The sequence below is a fragment of the Anaerobiospirillum succiniciproducens DSM 6400 genome (assembly GCF_000482845.1).
Taxonomy (GTDB): domain Bacteria; phylum Pseudomonadota; class Gammaproteobacteria; order Enterobacterales; family Succinivibrionaceae; genus Anaerobiospirillum; species Anaerobiospirillum succiniciproducens.
The window spans coordinates 1-19,931 of record NZ_AXWV01000073.1 but is presented as its reverse complement, the minus strand read 5'-3'; the positions used below and the strand labels follow the sequence as shown (position 1 = coordinate 19,931).

At 44.3% G+C, this 19,931-nt stretch carries 10 protein-coding genes; 8 read left to right on the top strand and 2 right to left on the bottom strand.

Annotation, left to right across the window (positions count from 1 at the left end):
* Window positions 1-220: 220 nt before the first annotated feature.
* The 7 genes from H524_RS0109635 (at window position 221) to pgi (ending at window position 13,380) form a co-directional block, all read left to right on the top strand.
* Window positions 221-1,255, top strand: coding sequence for a tRNA threonylcarbamoyladenosine dehydratase (locus tag H524_RS0109635; protein WP_027940074.1), 1,035 nt, complete (start codon window positions 221-223; stop codon window positions 1,253-1,255).
* Between the two features lie 235 nt (window positions 1,256-1,490).
* On the top strand, window positions 1,491-6,128 hold the full coding sequence (locus H524_RS0109630; RefSeq protein ID WP_027940073.1) for a hypothetical protein: 4,638 nt from the start codon (window positions 1,491-1,493) through the stop codon (window positions 6,126-6,128).
* Between the two features lie 479 nt (window positions 6,129-6,607).
* On the top strand, window positions 6,608-8,740 hold the full coding sequence (locus H524_RS15275; RefSeq protein ID WP_052339032.1) for a UvrD-helicase domain-containing protein: 2,133 nt from the start codon (window positions 6,608-6,610) through the stop codon (window positions 8,738-8,740).
* Between the two features lie 125 nt (window positions 8,741-8,865).
* A complete protein-coding gene (locus H524_RS0109615) occupies window positions 8,866-9,600 on the top strand; it encodes a DUF4241 domain-containing protein (RefSeq protein ID WP_027940071.1) in 735 nt (244 codons plus the stop codon).
* Window positions 9,601-9,674: 74 nt separating this feature from the next.
* The gene (locus H524_RS15270) at window positions 9,675-9,998 is read left to right on the top strand and encodes a DUF6881 domain-containing protein (protein WP_044121964.1); all 324 of its coding nucleotides are present in this window, start codon (window positions 9,675-9,677) and stop codon (window positions 9,996-9,998) included.
* Window positions 9,999-10,094: 96 nt separating this feature from the next.
* Complete coding sequence (locus H524_RS0109605) at window positions 10,095-11,213, top strand: hypothetical protein (RefSeq protein ID WP_027940070.1); 1,119 nt, start codon at window positions 10,095-10,097, stop codon at window positions 11,211-11,213.
* Window positions 11,214-11,727: 514 nt separating this feature from the next.
* Window positions 11,728-13,380 carry a glucose-6-phosphate isomerase gene (gene pgi, locus H524_RS0109600; protein ID WP_027940069.1) on the top strand — a complete coding sequence of 551 codons (1,653 nt, stop codon included), beginning with the start codon at window positions 11,728-11,730 and terminating at the stop codon, window positions 13,378-13,380.
* A 209-nt stretch (window positions 13,381-13,589) separates the two neighbouring features.
* Here pgi and H524_RS0109595 read toward each other — a convergent pair whose 3' ends face one another.
* On the bottom strand, window positions 13,590-14,486 hold the full coding sequence (locus H524_RS0109595; RefSeq protein WP_027940068.1) for an alpha/beta hydrolase: 897 nt from the start codon (window positions 14,484-14,486) through the stop codon (window positions 13,590-13,592).
* A 444-nt stretch (window positions 14,487-14,930) separates the two neighbouring features.
* On the opposite strand from H524_RS0109595, the gene dnaE reads away from it, so the two are divergent.
* On the top strand, window positions 14,931-18,935 hold the full coding sequence (gene dnaE / locus H524_RS15265) for a DNA polymerase III subunit alpha (protein ID WP_084281745.1): 4,005 nt from the start codon (window positions 14,931-14,933) through the stop codon (window positions 18,933-18,935).
* A gap of 242 nt (window positions 18,936-19,177) precedes the next feature.
* On the opposite strand, the gene H524_RS0109585 is transcribed toward dnaE, so the two are convergent.
* Entirely contained in the window at window positions 19,178-19,555 is a 378-nt protein-coding gene (locus H524_RS0109585) for a hypothetical protein (RefSeq protein WP_027940066.1), read from the bottom strand.
* Window positions 19,556-19,931 lie beyond the last annotated feature (376 nt).

The window sequence follows — 19,931 nt, the reverse complement described above, 5'->3', positions numbered from 1 at the left end:
CCGTTTGACTCTTCATTAAAGCTATAAGAGTTCGATGCATCCGTTTGACTCTTTGTTTTAGATAAAAGAGACGAGGGATCTCATTAGACCCTACTCTAGCTAAGATTTCTTGCATACAATATGTTCCTAAACATACGGATCGAGCATCTTATATTTGGCAACCGAGTACACTTGTGGTACTGCCTAAACATTAACCAACTACCTAATTAAGGCCGCTAACATGTCACAGAATCTCCCATTTAGCTTTCTTCAATTGCCAGAGGCTGTTCAAAAGGAACAGTTAGAGCGCTTCAAAGGCGTTTGTGCTCTGTATGGCTATGAGGGCTTCTTGCGACTACAGAATGCCCATGCCGTAGTGATTGGCAATGGCGGTGTTGGTTCTTGGATTGCTGAATCACTTACTCGTACAGGCGTTGGCTCCATTAGCCTCATCGATTTTGACAATATCGAGCTTAGTAATTCCAATAGACAGCTCCACACTTTAAGCTCTACTATCTGCAAGCAAAAGTCCGAAACTTTAGGTGCGCGTCTTAAAGATATCAATCCTTATCTAAAGCTCGACACTATTGGTGAGCTCATCAGTCGTAACAATGTCAAAAGCATTATGGCCAGAGCTTTAAGATTAGACGAGTCTGTACTTGAAGGCTCTGACACCACAGCACTTAACAAGCTGCTTGATCCAAACGATCTCGCCGCGCAAAAGCTTAAGCAATGCTATGGTGGAGCAGAGTACGCTAAACGCGGTCCAAATCCACATATTCCAGGCAACATCTTTGTAGCCGAGGCTATCGATGACCTATTTGCTAAAGCTGCAGTGGTAGACTACATTCACCGCCTGCAAATCCCGCTGGTGACCTCTGGCGGTGCTGGTGGTCGTATTGATCCATCACGCGTACGTACTGCAGATATCACAGAGGCTCGTGGCGATCAGCTTATCAAGCGCTTAAGAACTGAGTTGCGCAGACACTATGACTATCCAAAGGGTGTAGACGATAACTCTAACGGGGAAAACTCACGTAAGTCTAAAAAGTCAGGTAAGGCACCAGATGAGCGTTTTAACATTCTGTGCTCATTCTCTGATGAAAAACCAATGCGTTCTCAAGATCGTTTAGGGTTTGATGCCTCTCCAGAATCATTTGGCCTCATCGACCCACCAGAATTGCCTAAATTCGGTGCTTCTGTAACAGTAACTGCTACCGCAGGTTTATTGATTGCTTCTATTATAATAAGATGGATAGTTGGAGCTCGTGTGTAAGATACGCTTGCTAAAAATGCGGCTCTTAACCATTGAGCGCATTTAAAACTAGCCATTAAATGCGAGCAGCTAGTTAGACTAAAAAACTTAGTTACGGTTCTTTAGTTGCCACAAACTTTCATGAGTGCAAAGCCATTGCTATAGGCTTTTTGACAACCATGAGTTGTCTTTAATGCTCTGAACTTTGGTAAACACACTCTGTACTCATTGTCGGGTGCTAATGTAAGGTTGAAAAATGTATAGCGGACCAAAAGATCATAACAATGCCAAAGGGCATAGCAACAAAGGTCACAAAGCCCCGGCTCCTGCCATTGACGATATGGATGAGATCAACTCAGCCATGACAGGCAACTTCGGCATGCATAATCTCATGGTAACTAATTTCCATGATGGCCCATCTGGACCTACTGGTATTGCTGTAACTGATTTTAATGCACCTAGCCCTCAGGGTGATGGCATGATCTCTAGCACCCATAATCAAGGTTTACCTCCGCTGCGTGGACAAGATAACCTTAGCGATATCACCTTAGCTCCATTAAGCGGCTTTGATCCTATCGACAATACACCAATCGATACTTCAAACTTTGAAACTTTCGATGAGAGTAAGTTCAATGGTAGTACTAGCTCTCATGGCCATAGAAATACTGCGCCTGCTCAAGATCAATTCCCATCACAGATACAAAGTCCAGATGACTTTTTCCCAGCGATCAATGGCGGCAACTCTAACTCTGATCTAAGAGGCCAAAGCAATTTAGATCAGGGCAACTATAGCCTCAATGATTTATCCCCAACTCGTCGTAGCCAGCACGCTTATGGACAAGGTCGCGGTCAAATAGAGCAAGTCACTGCTGAACAAGCAGCCATGAGCGCGGTCCCATCACGCTTTAGTGCCCCTCAAGAGTCTGTAAGACCTTCAACCTTAGGCTCTTTTAGTGCTTTAGATCCCGATGACAATGGATTTAATGGCAACAATGGCGCACAAGATGGTGTTTTCTCTGAGTCTGATTACTACGAGTCACCTGAGCATGTTTATGAAAGCATGCAGCAAAACTACTTTAAACAAAATCAGCCTCGTGGTGCATTTAAGCCTACCCAAGATCAGCGCTTTGCCAATGAGTATGCATCTCCTGCAACTTGGGCAGTAAGCCAGTCTAATCGCGGCTTTAATGGAGCTGCTCGTTCTAATCAGAACATGAGCAATAATGTCTTTGACTCAGCATCTCAAGCTCATAACTATATCGATGAGAGTAATGCATTTGCTCCTGTAGCAGGTCGCAATGTGTCTGCACATGGCAACACTGGACACATACAACCAATGCGTTCTGACGCTACTGCGCAAAGTGATTTTGATCCTTTTGCCAAGCCATCTTTTGAAGCTCCAGTAAATTCAAATCAAGATCCTTATGCAGATAATGCTCGTCTCTTTGCAAGCAATCGTGGCAAATCAGAAGCTCCGCAATACCTATCTCCTGGTGTGCACTCCGATCGCGATCCAGAAAATCGCTATGAGCATCTGACCAAAGATCGACCAATTAGTATTGATAAAGAAGAGGTTGAGCGTCGCTCACGTGAGATCTGGGGTGAAAGCTCTGAGCAAAACGTTGCTCAAGATGCACTAGAGAGCGAGACTCATACCATGATCTATGGTATGGATAACAGCGCCCGCGCAGTTAAAGGTATTAATGAGCGCGGTATGGAAACTCCTTTATCTAGCTTGTCTAGTGAAGCTTCTCCTTTTGTAACTCCTGGTGTACCAATCAACAATGCTATGCAAAATGATGTTGCTCCTGAGTCTTCACAAGAGAGTATGGCCACTTACATCAAAGAAGAGAACCCAATCTACACTGCCGGCATTGAGGGTAATAATCCACGTGAGATGAGATTATTAAATCCAACTGCGCCATCTACCATTATCAATGGTCTATCTTCTGATGAGCACATCAATAATCCTTCAAACGCCACTCCAATTAGTGCCATAGTACAAAAGTCGCTGCTCAATGCAGCTCAGCAAAACGCATCAGCAGAAGCTAATACCAATCCATATGCCAAGGCTTTTGCCGCTTTAAACAAGACAAATGAGAATCATACTAAGATTTCAGGACAATCTTCTGCCATGAATCAACGCCATGACAAGGAGCCTGAAGTATCCACCATGATCTCTCGCGGCACTGCAGCAGTTGCCTCAGGACCTGAGAACTTTGCTAAGGCAAACTACAACACTGCTATTTCTGGCAACAGAGCGGCTGCCTTTAGTCAGAGCAACAACCTCTCCAATAAGGCTACTGTACTTACTTTAGGCAATAAAGTAATCGATGATCCTTACTCTAAGTTCAATCAAGCACAGTCTCGTGCCTCAGAGCTTTCAGGTAAGGGCACCTCTTTTAACTTCTCATTTACTAGTACTAGCGGTCGTCCGATGTCTCCATCACAGGCTGCATCAAATCGCTCTGCAGCTATTGGTGTAGGCTCTAGCGCAGGTGATGCAGTGGCATCGGCTTTTGCTCAGGCAGGTCATTCCCATATCGAAGGTAACGGCTCTGCTGCTTTAAATAGGGTAGTTAGTGCTACTGCTCTAGCTAAGGCCGGAAGTGATGTTACTGAGGCAAGTGCCGAGGCTATTTCTAAGGCTGTAAGCTCCCTTGCATCTGAAATCGCTCTTACAGAAAACCAGGCTAAGAGCGGCACTTTATTTGGTGCTAGCACTAAAGATAAGACTGTACTTGGCGATCATACTGGTGCTGCAGTACTTTCAGGCAAAACTAAAGTCGATAGCGACAAGACTTCCGAGTCAGTAAAAGCACTTGGCTCTACTACTGTCGATATCTCAGGCTTTGTTGATCCTTGGCTCACTGATAAAACCATCCCTGAGAGCAATAAGAGCAAAGACAAGCCAACTTTCTTTGCCGATGATGATAGCTTTAAGCCTAAGCAGAAGACTGAGTTTATGGAGGTCAATCCGCTTGAGGACTTAGCTCCATCACAGCCAGATAGCGAAAGCATTGACATGGAGCTACCAGAGCTTTCCTCTGATAGTCCATTAGAAAGCCTTGACGATATTAAGAAACTACACGAGCTTACTGATCTTGATGATGACGATGATTTCTTAGGAGCCGTGGATCATACTGCAGGCAATAAGAAAGAATCCAAAGAAGAAGGCATCAGAAAACTTAACTTTAACCCACTGGCAACCCCTGTCTCATCTGGACCTGAGTTTACAATCCGTGATGAAGACATCTTAAAGCCACAAACTGACACCATTGCTCAGGCCGCGTCTAAAGCCAAAGAAGCAGCTCGAGCTAATCTTAAGCATAGTGGTCCTAAGGGTGACTTAAGTAACTCTACTAAGCTATGGGGCCTTGAAAATGGCGCTGTAGATGCCTTTAGCAAACTTACTCAAGCTGCAGACAAATTAAGCGCTCAACAAGACCATGGCATGAGTGCTGAGGATAAGGATCTGAACGAACGCGAGTTCATGGATTTTGCTGCCTCACAAGGAGATCTTACCTCCTCTTATAACAGTGAAGGTCAAAACAATTATGAGCCGCTACAGAAGAATCCTGCTATCAACTTGAACAACTACTTACTGCGCTGCCGCAGTGGTATTGGTCAGTGTCTGTACTTAGTACAAAGTGGTCTCTCTTTAGATGTGATTGACGGTTTTAACTTAGGCTATGACGCTTACTTTAAGACCGAAAACCATGCCTATGGAACATACAATCCTTTAAGACCAGCAGGCTCAAGAAGCTATCCAGCACTGATTATCCCTCTGTCAGCTGATAGCTATGTAGCCTATAACATTCAAAGCCTGCCAACTAAAGCAGGCCCTGGTGCAGATGATCCTGTTCACCACTATATTGGCAAGTCTACTGGCTTTAACCTGCAGGTGTTAGATGATACTGAAGCTAACGCTATCTTTATCTGTGCAGGCGAGCTCGATGCACTGTCATTACTAAGCTTAGGTCAGCAAGCTTTAGCTATTGGAACTCCGCTTAACGCTATTCATGTGCTTGAGCACTTACAGCAGCTCTTTAGCTCCGGCAAGTTAGGCTCTAGATCGCAAACCACTTTCTATATCTGCATGCCACAGCAAGAAAAGCAGTGGAAAGATGCCTCAGAGGCGCTACAGGCAGGCATGAGTGCCTTTAACCTCAATGCCCATCCATTAACCTTGCATAACCCATACAAGAGTATCCACCAAGCTTTAGTAGCTGATCGCAATGCTCTGCAAGATAGGCTCAATAAGTTAAGGGAGATCTCTGAGGTTACCTTGCAAGAGGCAGTACATGCAGAAGGCGTACAAGGTTTAGTACTGTCCTTACAGTCTTTGGCTAAACTCGAGCTTTCGGCCATGATGTACACCTTAAGCAGCCCTGCTGCAGCGCTCTCACGCTTAGTTATGGCAAGCCTCATTGAGAATAAGAACCGTTCTATTCTCTATGCAGGCAGCAAGATGCAATGGCAAATGCTCTGCTCTTTACTTAGCTTTACTCCAAATAGCTTTGATAAGAATAGCCATTACTATCGTGCGCGTTTCTTAGAAATGCCTTTAGATTTAAACGCAGACATCATGGATGCAGCTTTAAATCATGGTTTGCAGGCAGCTAGCTTCAATGGTTTAAATAATCCAGTACTCATGGTGGATACTTTTGCTTATGACAACGATCTGTGCGCTAAGCTTTCCCCTCGCCTAGCTCAGCTCTCTGTCGAGTTTAATACTTCAATCATGGTCTGGTGCTCACAAGAGCAAAGAAGCATCTTTGAGGGTAACTCCTTGCAGACTATCGAGATGACGCAAGGTAATGAAAACGAAATCGTCTTCACTACTTTAGATAGCTCCTGCCGTACCCATGTGTTTTCGACTATTTCAGGCTAGCAGACAACTAAAATAGTCCAAATCACGAAACCATCTTCCAAAGGCATTGCATAGCAATGCCTTTGTGCTTTATAGCAACTAACAAGCTCCAATCTCGGCAACACTTAAAGCTTGACGGTACTCTATCAAACACATTAAAACCTGATAGCGCTTTATCAAACGACTTACAGCCTGAAGGCACTTTATCAAATGATTTAAAGCCTGATAGCGCTTTATCAAACACATTAAATCGCAAAAGCGCATCAGGCCATGGGCTGTAAAGCTCATAAACAGTAAGTGTTAAGACTTGTTTTTTACTTTAAAGATGAGCACGCCATTAAGCTGATACAATGGCGCCTTAAGTTTTTGGTTCAATGATATTTTTTGTAGGCCTAATTTTAAGATCATAACCTTGCCTTGGTATGTGGCTATCTACAGCTAGAGCTAAGATCTTAGTTTTACTACCTTAGGCAGACTTATTTGGCAAATGGAGCGGTCGCGTGATTAAACTAAATGCAGCACAAAGTGAAGCCGTAACCTACACTTCAGGTCCATGTTTAGTGCTTGCCGGTGCAGGCTCTGGTAAAACCAGAGTTATTATCACCAAGATCGCCTACCTGCTGCGTAACTCTCTGGCGCAAGCCTCTGAGATCTTAGCGGTGACCTTTACCAACAAGGCCGCTGCTGAAATGCGTGAGCGCATCTCGCTTGAGGTGGATGAACAAACCGCTAAAGCGCTGACTATCTCTACCTTCCACTCTTTAGGACGTATTATCCTAAAAGAACAAGCTGCGCTCCTTAAACTTGGCCGTAACTTCTCTATCTTTGATGATGCTGATTCCTTTAAGGTCATAAAGCAGATCATCTCTAACGACTTTCCGAATTTAAAAGACGGCAATTCTAATGAATACATTAGCCAGATTTGCCACAAGATCTCAATGTGGAAAGGTGAGCTTAAAACCCCTAAAGCGGTAGCTAAAGACCCACATGCCGATGTGATTAGTACTGAGATCTATAGAAAGTATGCAGAGTATTTACGTGCCTGTAATGCCGTGGATTTTGACGATCTCATCTTTATTCCTACACGACTACTCTTGCTGCGTGAAGATGTACGTGAGTATTACCAAAAGCGTTTTCGCTACATCTTAGTGGACGAGTATCAAGATACTAACCACACACAGTACTACCTGCTCATGTGTTTAGTGGCAGGCACGCAACGCTTTACTGTAGTGGGCGATGATGATCAGTCTATCTATTCTTGGCGTGGTGCACGACCTGAAAACATCAAAAAGCTTACTGAAGACTTTCCTGAGTTAAAGGTTATTAAGCTTGAGCAAAACTACCGCTCAACCTCACGTATCTTGCGCTGTGCTAACTCTATTATTGCTAACAATCCTCACCTTTTTGAAAAGACTTTATTTTCAGGTCTTAGTGAGGGTGAAAAGATCAAAGTAGTCACCTGTGACGATAACGATCATGCTTGTGATTACGTGGCTGCAGAGATCTTAGGCCAGCATTTTGATAAGAAAAACTCATGGGCACACTATGCCATTCTCTATCGCTCAAACTCTCAGGCACGCGATATGGAAAAGGCACTCTTAAGTGCTCATATTCCATGCAAGATCACTGGTGATACTGGTTTCTTTGCGCGTATGGAAGTTAAAGACATCATGGCCTGGTGCCGCGTGCTAGCTAACCCTCGTGATGATGCTGCACTACTGCGCGTTATCAACATTCCACAAAGAGGTATCGGTGCACAGACTATCAAAGCCATGACTGATCTGTCACATAAGTTTAATCGCTGCCTCTATGACTGTGCGTGCTCAGTAGAGCTTCAGCAAATGCTCAACAAAACGCAGCAAGATGCTATGGCAGGCTTCTTAGGTCTGCTTGTGGGCCTAAGACGTAAGCTCAATGAGCGCGATGATCTGTACGTGTGCCAAAACCTCATTGAAACCATTGGCTATGTTCGCTATCTCAAAGCCGACAACTCGCCAAATGCTCTTGAATGGAAGATGAAGAATGTTCAGACGCTCATGAGCTGGGTTGAAGAGCTCGTTGAGGGCAAAAAAGGTGACAAACTTTCTTTTGCCGATGCAGTAGAGCGCCTTGGACTTCGCGAAATGATGGATAAGCGTACCGATGAAGATGGCGATAATGCGGTACAAATGATGACCTTGCACGCCTCTAAGGGACTAGAGTTTCCTTATGTGTTTCTCATCGGTATGGAAGAAGGCCTACTGCCGCACCGTACCTCGATTGATGAGAACAATATTGAAGAGGAACGACGCCTTGCCTATGTTGGCGTTACTCGAGCGCAAAAGGAATTGACCTTAGTACGTTGTCGTCAACGTAAACATGGTGGCGGCATGATTCAACCAGAGCCGTCGCGCTTTATCTTTGAGATGCCGGAGCAGGACATTTGCTACATCAACCAATCTGAAGGTGCAGAACAAGATCGCTCTACCAATATTAAAGATATTGGCCGTGCTATTGCCATGCTCAAAGATTCCCTGACCGATGAGCAAGCTAAACGTCTTGAGAGCGAACGTGCGCAAGCGGCAAAGGAAGCTCTCATGGATGAAGATCGCTCTCAGGCTGAAAAAGATGGCCTTACACCAAAAGCCTACTAAATAGCGATCTTATACTTTCCCTGAGCTAAGCTTGCCAAACCAATCTAAGATAACTGTACTATTGTCATAGTAATACGAGCCTAGTGGCGCAGATTTTAGATATCACGTGAAACATAAGGACTTTCATGCCAAGCTTACAATGGCTGCAACAATACCAAAAGATTAAGCACCAACTAGACTGCTCTTACGATCTAGAAGAGCAGTTTAGAAAAGATAAGATCGGACCTATGGAAGTTAAGCATTTAGATATAGGCATGCTTAACTGTCCTAGTGGAAAGCTTATCGCATGCGATCCCATGACATCACTTATGGACGCACCTGCACTGCTGCAGACGATTGAAAGGGGCCTATACAAAGTCAAAGTGTGCGTAGTGCCTACCAAAAGATATGGCGATCGCTATTCTTGCGTAAAACTTGAGATCACCGATGAGATACCGGTGCGCTACGAGCTGGGTGTTACAGGCATTGAAGATCTTGAGTGCGATCTTGATGATGATCTTTTGGAAAATGAGGTCTTTGGCTTTGGCGTTGATACAGCTACAGCCTGCCTTTGCGATGTACAAGCTCAATTAGACTTTCAACAATATTGGACCAAACACGTAGCAGAGAAACAAGATCATGAGCCTTATGAGTATCACTTTAGCCATCTCATGGCGCAAAATGCTCAAGATCATCCCCTCTATCAAACCTCATTAGGCGACTGGCTTAACTACACCATACCCCATAGCTCATTGAACATCACCATGTTTACTACAGGCTTTGGCGATGGTTGCTACCCTGTCTACTTTGGCTACAATGCTAAAGATCAAATCTGTGCTGTATATATCTCATTCTTTGATATACAAGAGTGTTTTGATTAGACCAACTGCCCTAAGCTTTTTCACTTGTTCTCATACTTCTTAAGGGCTGAGGCGTGTAGGTACGAGATAGCTCTATGATTGAATACATTAAACTCTATTGGTTAGATGCAAGTGCTGACGATCCATGCATCATCTTATATGAAGTGAATACAGACAATGATCGCCTTGCCATGCGCTCTATCGATATCTTTGCAGATGGCACTAGCACTAACATAGATGATCTCTACGCCACAGCCATAGAAATCACCCCTATTCCGACGGTCGAAGAGCTAAACCGCCATGAATGGGGTGAAAATTTTAAAGCTGAACTCATTGATAAAGACGAATTTGAAGCGATCTGGGATAAACAACTCCCATGCATCTACTCACGCAAATCTAGTACTCATCACATTAGCTAATGCCCCATAGTTCCTTTTATTTATACTCATATACAATCATCTAAGATCTCACAACATATTTATGCATGTGATAATGACTATTTATGGGGATTTGCCATGCCGCTTAAGTACAAGTGTGAAGAGTGCGGTACGCCACTAGGCTATGAAGGCCTCTGTTGGCGCTGCAAAACACAAAAAGAACGTGCTGAAATTCTATCTTGGTCAAAGGATAAGATTGCTAAGACACAAGAGCACTTAGAGCAGAACATCGAAAAGCTCGATAACTACCATAATCCAGAAAATGCCATGTTCTGGGACTTACTAGGCTGCCATGATGCAATCACCCCAAACATGCAACGCCTAGCAGCTCAAAAAGAAGTCTATGATGAAGAAGCCTTATATTACAAAGCTCCAGCTGATGTTAGAGATAAGCTTATAAGTGCACTTAAACAAACTGAGAGCTCTACTGAGGCATCAGAACTGATGTGCTGTCTAGCCATGCAAGGTGATGATAAGGCACTTGAGACCCTCTTAGATTTAGAACTTAATCCTAGGCCGTGGCGTAAGTCTTTGTATGTGGATCCATCTTCGTATGCCCAATGCGGTGGCTGGACCTTTAATAAAGATGGTACAAGAGAAGTTTTAAACTTCGATACTGCCTATGCGATGGTCAAAGCTGAGGATGACAACTCCTCTTCTCCTGTCAGCATTGGTCGTATTCGTGAAGATAAATGCCCTCATTGTGGCGGCCATCTTGTCGATATACTCGTTTTAGATGGCACCGATGAACGCCTTAAATATTTAGGTATTAATGGCACCTTCACTGCTACTTGCTGCCCAAATTGCGTGGGCTTCTATACAGGCCCTGGATTTAGTCGTTATAACCTGGACGGCACTTCTGAGTTAATTCCATCTAAGCTGTTTGATGGAGCAGAGTCTATGGAATGCTATATCAGTGAAGAAGACTATCAGGAGTTGTCGCATAATAATTTAGTGCTCTCTAAGCAGAGTGTACCTCTCTTCTACGGTCAACAATGGACGGATGTAGCCACTATTGGCGGTTTTGTAAACTGGGTACAAGACTGGGAATACACCGTGTGCCCCGAGTGTGGCAAGACTATGAAGCTCATTGGCCAAGTTCCATGGGATAGCGTGTTCGATTGCGCTGAAGGTACTTTATATATTGAGTTCTGCCCTGATTGCCAGATTGTCTCAATGATCCATCAGCAAACTTAAGATCATACGCCTAGCTTAATACTCAACCTTCTATCACCCCTCTAAGCAGCTTGTCATCAAGCTGCTCATGAAGAGCAATGCATACATCTACTGTCTTTGCTCGTCACAACTACCCTCGTGTCTATAAGCTGCGCTTTTGTAACTTATACGTGCCTCGACAATACATTTTTCATTGCCACTAGCTGGGTAACAAACTTACATTAAGGCTTATTTTTCTACTTAGAGGCTATAAAAACGCACCGTTCTTGTGCTGTTTGTGACTGTGTTTCAGATCTGTGATCTAAAGTCATAACTAATAATTATGGATAGCCCCTGCAGTTACTGACGCCCAAAGTCGCTAAAAGATGCTGTTTAATCGTGTTTATCGAGAAAGATTGCATCTCATGATGAGCGTATTTTACTTGTCACTTTGCTGTTTTAACGTCTTGCACATTTTTGTCATCTACACCCTAAAAGCGGTATTATTATCTAAGTGAACAATTAACAAGCATCACAACAACTACAAGGAGATGTCATGCTTAAGAACGTCAACCCTACCAAGACTCAGGCTTGGAAAGACCTTTTAGCTCACTTCAATGAGACCAAGGGTCGTACCTTAAAAGATCTGTTTGCCTCTGACTCAAAGCGCTTTGATGAGTTTTCATTAAGTGTGGGCAATGGCGATATCGTAGCTGATTACTCCAAGAACCTGATTGACGAGAAGACCATGTCTTTACTCGTTAACCTTGCTAATGAGTGCGGTCTTAAAGAAGACATTGAAGCCATGTTCCGTGGCGACAAGATCAACTGCACTGAAGATCGCAGCGTACTTCACACTGCTCTGCGTAACTTCTCTGGCAAGCCAGTTTTAGTTGATGGTAAGGACGTAATGCCTGATGTACAGGCTGTTCTTGCCAAGATGAAAGGCTTTTGTGAGCGTGTTATTTCTGGTGAGTGGAAAGGCTACACTGGCAAGGCTATTACCGACATCGTAAATATCGGTATCGGTGGTTCTGATCTTGGCCCTTGCATGATTACCGAGGCCTTAACTCCATATCACAACCACTTAAAGACCCACTTTGTATCTAACATCGACGGTACTCAAATCGCTGAGACCTTAAAGAAAGTAGATCCAGAGACCACCTTATTCTTAATTGCCTCTAAGACCTTCACCACTCTTGAGACCATGACAAATGCACACACTGCACGTGATTGGTTCTTAAAGAGCGCAGGTGACATCAAGCACGTAGCTAAGCACTTTGTGGCCTTATCTACTAATGCTAAGGGTGTATCTGAGTTCGGTATCGATACTGACAACATGTTCGAGTTCTGGGACTGGGTTGGCGGTCGTTACTCCTCATGGTCTGCTATTGGCTTATCCATCGCTTTAAGCTGTGGCTACGACAATTTCGAGCAGCTCTTAAAGGGCGGCTTTGAGATGGACGAGCACTTTGCAAGCGCTGAGTTTGACAAGAACCTGCCTGTTATCCTCGCCTTAATTGGTATTTGGTATAACAACTTCTACGGTTTTGCTACTGAGGCTATCTTGCCATACGATCAGTACATGTATCGCTTCCCTGCTTACTTCCAGCAAGGCAACATGGAGTCTAACGGTAAGAGTGTAGATCGTGATGGCAATGCAGTTGACTATGAGACTGGTCCTATCATTTGGGGTGAGCCAGGCACTAACGGTCAGCACGCTTTCTACCAGCTCATTCACCAAGGCACTAAGGTAATTCCTTGCGACTTTATCGCTCCAGCACGTACCCACAACCCTCTTGGTGATCACCACGTTAAGCTCTTATCCAACTTCTTTGCTCAGACTGAGGCTTTAGCTTTTGGTAAGACCAAAGAGCAAGTTGAGCAAGAGTTCTTAGCTAAGGGCAAGACTTTAGAGCAAGTTAAAGACATTGTTCCATTCAAGGTCTTTGAGGGTAACCGCCCAACCAACTCTTTATTAGTTAAAGAAATCACTCCACGTACCTTAGGTATGCTCATCGCTATGTACGAGCACAAGATCTTCGTACAAGGCGCTATTTGGAACATCTTCTCATTCGATCAATGGGGTGTTGAGCTTGGCAAGCAGCTGGCTTTAAAGATCATCCCTGAGCTTGAGAACGATGAGGTTATCTCCTCTCACGATAGCTCCACCAATGGCCTTATCAACGCTTACAAGAAGCTCAAATAAGAAGCTATCTGCTTAGTACAACAAATACTACAAAAGCCTAGAACATTAATCATTTGATGCTCTAGGACTTAAAAAAGCCCAGTGTTCTTCCGAGCACTGGGCTTTTTTTGTTTTGGTGCGGACAACATACGCTCAGTATACTTACGCGCTTTGCTTAGACATTCAATTTCCTAAAGATAAATGTCTTGGTTGACGGCAAACTCATGGACTTAAGATACATAAGTCTTAATGAAGTCGACAGCCTGATCTACCCATGGAGCTACATGAGGATCAGCATACTTAAAGCTATTGTCTGGTTCTACGTCAGGCGTTGCAGTTGCAAGGCCGTGGATTCCTTTAGGGAAGATGGTAAGCTCAGCAATGCCACCGTGCTGCCACATAGCTTGAGCATAGTGTAAGGAGTTCTCTACTGGCACCACAGCATCATCTGCAGTATGCCAAATAAAGCTTGGCGGGGTATCGCTGCTTACTTTGTCAGTTAGAGTAAATTGCTCCCATTTAGTAGGATCAGTAGAGCCTGAAAGATTTTCAAACACTAGATCTGAAGTATGGCCCTTAGTTTGGATCTCAAAGACGCCATAACCTAGCACTGCACCATCAGGGCGTACTTTTTGTGCCTCATAAGTAAGCTCTTTAAGAGCCTCATGCTTATAGAGATTGCATACTGATGCTGCTAAATGAGCTCCTGCAGAATAACCGCTCACTACAATCTTGTGCTTTGTAAAGCCAAGATCTTCGTCTGTACGCAAAGCGATCATAGCCTCGGCCGCCTCCTGTAGCGGCTTATAGAGCAAGCCTTTTCCCGATGCAAGGATAGTCTTACCGTTTTCAGTGGTGTAATGCAGTACAGCAGCATCAATTCCACGTTTGGCAAAGGCTAAGGCAACATTGAGCGACTCACGATAAGAGGTGAACTCATATCCGCCACCAGGGAAGATCAAGATGAGATAAGGCTGTGCAGATATAAGATCATGAGGTGCAACATCTGCTGCCTTAATGATCTCAAGTACCTTGCCACAAGGTAACTGCTTATTTACGCTTACCTTAATGACCTTGCGTTGCTCAATATAACCAAGCTCTTGTTCCTTGGCGGTCTTCTCATCCATCTTAATAACTCCTTACCAGCAAAAGATCATGCTCATTGCTTAGCTTAACCACACGCTGCACTCTAAGCTGCATCTTAAGAAAGCTTTTACCCATCTGTTCCAAGAGATCAACAAAACACATCAGCTGCAGCTTGCAATGTTACGTATGATCCTACTAATGCCACTAAAGCACAACTACCTTTGCGCTTTGTTACATGCACAATGCCAGCATACAAATCGATGGCTGCTTAATACTATTGTCCACCTGAGAGCTCTTGAGGTTCTATTTGGCAACTTGAAGCTCTAGTGTGCACTGGAGGCAGGAGCATTATGAATAATAACCACTAAACTGGGCATGAATGGCTTGTATATTGGCATTGATGCGCAAAAACACACTTACTCTCGGGCGAGGGCCGTTAACGAGTATAATATATGCGTTCATAATCTTGTCTTTGCGGGGATGCCATGTTTAATAGCGTTGCACGTTTTTCACTGCTTCAGGCCGTCTACAACGAAAGTGCTGTCGATGAGCAAGGAGCTGGTGTACCAACTCAAGTAGGAGAAGAAGAAGAACTGCGCGCTAAGGGTACAAAAGTCCCAAAAGACAGTGTCTTTAACGTCGAGAACGACGCTAATGCCGTGGATACTAACGGCGTTGAGATTGGCGGCCTTGATTATCCATATACTGAAGAGCAGCTAAGCTACATCCCACTGCATCTGCACTCAGACTACTCCATCATGGATGGTCTTGAAAGTGTGGGCGCAATTGTAAAGCAAGCAACTAAGCTTAAGATTCCAGCCTTAGCCTTAACTGACTGGACTAATGTATGTGGCTATATCAAATTCTACTCAACCTGTTTATCTAATGGCATCAAGCCAATTATGGGTGCTGACCTCATTGTTGAAGAAGAGGTTGAACCAGGTGTTGCTCCATACACCTTCAATGTCACCATCTTGGCTATGGACCGTATTGGTAAGCAAAACCTCTACGATATTCTCTCTGAGGCATGGCTTAACTCACCAGGCGGTGTCTATAACGCGCACACCAAACTTGAAGAGCTCGCTCGTTTTTCTGATGGCTTGATTTTACTCAATGGCTTTAGAGGCGATATTGCGGCTTTTGGTGCTGAGCGCAATATGAAAAAGATTCATGAGCGTGTGGCCTTCTACCTAAAGCACTTTAAAGATCGCTTTTGCTTTGAGATCACTCGCACCAATCGTGAAGGTGAGGCAAACTTTGAGACCTTAGCATTAGATCTATGTGCTCAATACGGTATTGCCCCAGTTGCTACTAATGACACTCGCTTCTTATTTGGAGATCAAGACGTTGGTAAGGATGGTCTGACTGACTACATGGTGCATGATGTACGTGTATCAGTACAGAACAAATGTACTTATAACAATGCTGAGATGGCAAGACTGTACTCACATGAGCAGTACCTAAAGTCACCTGAGCAAATGCGTCAGCTGTTCCACGACCTGCCTGAGGCCATCATTAATACACGCATGATTGCCGAGCGTTGTAATGTGGAATTAGAGCTCGACGTACCACGCCTGCCTCGCTATCCAACAGGTGATCTATCCCCTGCTGAATGTCTACGCCAAAAGTCCTATGAGGGCTTAAATGAGCGTCTTGAGTTCCTCTTTCCAGATCCTCAAGAGCGTGAAAAGAAGCGTCCTGAGTATGAGCAACGTTTAGAGGTTGAGCTTAACGTTATCATCAACATGGACTTCCCTGGCTACTTCCTCATCGTGATGGAGTTTATTCAGTGGTCCAAGGACCACGGTGTACCAGTAGGCCCAGGACGTGGTTCTGGTGGTGGTTCGTTAGTGGCCTATGCTCTAAAAATTACCGACTTTGACCCAATGGCATTTGACCTCCTCTTCGAGCGTTTCTTAAACCCAGAGCGTGTGTCTATGCCTGACTTTGACGTTGACTTCTGTCAGCGTAACCGTGAAAAGACTTTAGAACACGTACGTACTACCTACGGTAAGAATGCGGTATCTCAGATTGCTGCATTCGGTACTATGGCCCCAAAAGCAGCCATTAAAGACGTTGGTCGTGCTCTAGGCATGACCTATGGCTCTGTAGACACTGTAGCTAAGATGCTGCCGGCAACCCCTGGCCTATCCTTTAAGGCAGCCATGGGCTTTGACAAGAAAGGTAATCCAATTGAACCTGCAGCACCTGATTTCTTAGCCCTGTACAACAATGCCGTTAACGACGATGACAAGGCGCGTATTGATCTTATCCACTATGCAATGCGCCTTGAGGGTGTGATTAAGCAGATCGGTAAGCACGCAGCAGGTGTGGTTATCTCTCCTACTCGTACTGCTGAGTTCGCGCCATTAATGCTCGACTCGTTTGGTCAGCCTATTACTCAGTTTGATAAAAAGGACGTTGAACACGCTGGCTTAGTTAAGTTCGACTTCTTAGGTCTGACTACGCTTACCATCATTCAAGACGCGCTCGATATGATTAATGAGCGCAAAAAGCGCTTAGGTGAGCCGTTAGTTGATGTAGCGTCGATCCCTTACCATGATGACGCCTCGTTCGAGGTTTTACAGCAAGGTGAGACTACTGCAGTATTCCAGCTTGAATCTGATGGTATGCGCCGTCTGATTAGCCAGATGCGTCCTGACCGTTTTGATGACATGATTGCGCTGGTGGCTCTGTATCGACCAGGCCCTATTCAATCAGGCATGGTGGAGCACTTTGTTAAGCGTAAACATGGCGAGGAAGAAGTAAGCTACCCATCCCCTGACTTCCAAGATCTCGACCTAAAACCAATTCTTGACTCAACTTATGGCGTTATCGTGTACCAAGAGCAGGTTATGCAGCTTGCTCAGGTGCTTGCTGGATACTCTTTGGGCGGTGCAGATATTCTGCGTCGTGCGATGGGTAAGAAGAATCCTGCTGAAATGGAAAGCCAGCGCGAAGTATTCAAAAAAGGTGCAGCGAAGAACGGTAAAGATACCGAAATCGCCATGAAGATCTTCGATCAGGTACAGAAGTTTGCTGAGTACGGCTTTAACAAGTCTCACTCAGCTGCATATGCTCTCGTGGCCTGGTGGACACTGTACTTAAAAGTACACTATCCAGCTGAATTCCTTGCAGCCATGATGACAGCTGACCGTACTAATACCGTTAAGCTGGTGTCATATATTGCCGAATGTAAACGCCTTAACATCACCGTAAATCCACCAAGCGTTAACGTAGGTCGTTTTGACTTTACTGTAGATGAAGATGGTTCTGTTATTTACGGCCTGGGTGCGATCAATGGCATTGGTGAAGACTTAGTTAATCAAATCGTTCACGATCGTAATGAGAATGGTCCATTTAACGATTACTTTGACTTTGTTGCCCGCATTGGTAGTCAGCGTCTCAATAAGAAGAGCATGGAAGCCTTTATCTTCAGTGGTGCTTTAGATTGTTTTGAGGGTAGCCGTGCACAGAAGTTTGCATCGATTACCCGCGCTATTACCTACGCAACACAAAAGAAAGATGAAAAAGAAACAGGTCAAACTGGCTTGTTTGCCATGATGGATGATATCGACGATACACCAGAGTTTGAACAGTGCCATGAGTGGCCAGAGAAATACACCTTATCTCAAGAGAAGGCCAAGCTCGGTTTATATGTTTCAGGTCATCCGATTAACGGCTATATCGATGAGCTTAGAAGCTATTGCACCACATCTTTAGGACATATTCGTCCAGGCTCACAAGATAGGCCTTCAGTTGATACCGTCTGTGGTGTCGTCATTAGTTGCGATAGCAATGTGTCTAAGAATAGTGGCAAAAAGTTCTACTCTATTACCTTAGATGATGCGACCTCACAGCTGTCACTGCAGCTTTTCCAAAACCAAGCTGAAACCTTAACTAAGATTTTAGAAGAGCGTGCTAATAGCCATGATCAGCGCATTAATAGCATGCCTGCTGATACGGACGAAAGTCTCTTATGCGATGCACCTTTAATCTTAATCTTGAAGGTGTCTTGCTATAACTCACCTGACGGTCTGCGCTATCGCTGCCGTGGTATTGAGACTATGGATCTCATCCGTCGTAAGAGTGCCCGCAATATCACCTTATGCTTCAAAAAGGACTTCTACGAAGAGCACCATGAGTTCATCAACACCACCTTAATGCGCAATGCCGTCAAGGTAAGTGATATTAAGAGCGCTTTAGCTAAAGCAGGATTACCAAATCGCACTAATCTGCCTGGTCTACCTCCGCCACAAGCACTGCCACCTCAATATGCAGATAACAATCGACGCTCTTCAAGCCGCTATGACAATGAAAATGAGGATGTTTTTGTTGATGAGGGCTGCTCTTTGAGCATCATGCTTGATGATGTACGCATCAATCTCAATAACGATAACTTGCGCTTTATTCCTAGCGACGATCTTATCGAAAGTATTCGAGATCTTGCAGGACCTCATGCGGTGCAAATTAGCTACACCAACTCTTAGCTGCTAATTGCTCTAAAGAAAAGTGCCTACCTTAAGAGTCCAACAAACTCATGGACTTTTCCTGCCGAACTAGGTCAGGCACTTTTCCTATCCAACAAACTCATGGACTTTTCCTGTCCAGCAAGATCATGTACTTTTCCTGTCCCAAAAGAACATGTACTTGTCCTCGCCCAATAAGCAACAAGCCCAGACAGATTGCTCTGACAGGGCTTGTTGCTTGTTATAAAACTATGCTTGCGCTCTTACTTATGGCCGTGTGGATTATTAGCCATTTCTTCTTTTTGCTTGCGCAGTTTTTCTTCATTACGACGATACATTTCCATTTCTGCATCAATCTTGGCCTTTTGCATAGCATGCTGCTTTTCAATCTTGGCAGATAAAAGACCAGCAAGACATAAATAAATGCCTGCAAATAAAGATAGCAGCATCCACATACCATTAGAGTAAGGCAGTGAATAGAATGGCTGTACTAATACGGCCAAAACTACGCATACAGAGCCGTATAGGATCTCGTTTTCGCGCAACAGGAAGTAGCAGCAGCCAAACATAAGCACGAAAGCACCGCCTATACGGCATAGGAAATCAAGGGTTGCTGAACCTGGAGTAACAGCAACAAGCATGCATACAGCACCGACAAACGCCAGATATCTGAACCACGTCACTTTCCTTCTCCTTTGCTTTTCGCAGCTGGCAATAAAACCTTAAACCTTTTGAACAGATCCAATAATAAAGAGATCCGTAAATAAAATTACAAAGCCAATAGGCATAGCTCGCAACTAACCTAATATCCACTGAGGCACTCAGCTTCAAAATCAATGCATTAACAAGTTGGCATAAAACAAACTGGTTAATGATTCTTACACTTTAAAGCAAAAGGTGTGACAGTAGTATTCCCACACATTATTATAACACGCCGCATCCATACATAATGTATGGCTGCCTTATGAATCAGGGCTGCAATTAACTGTAAACGTGTTATAAACCGCAAGAGCGCAT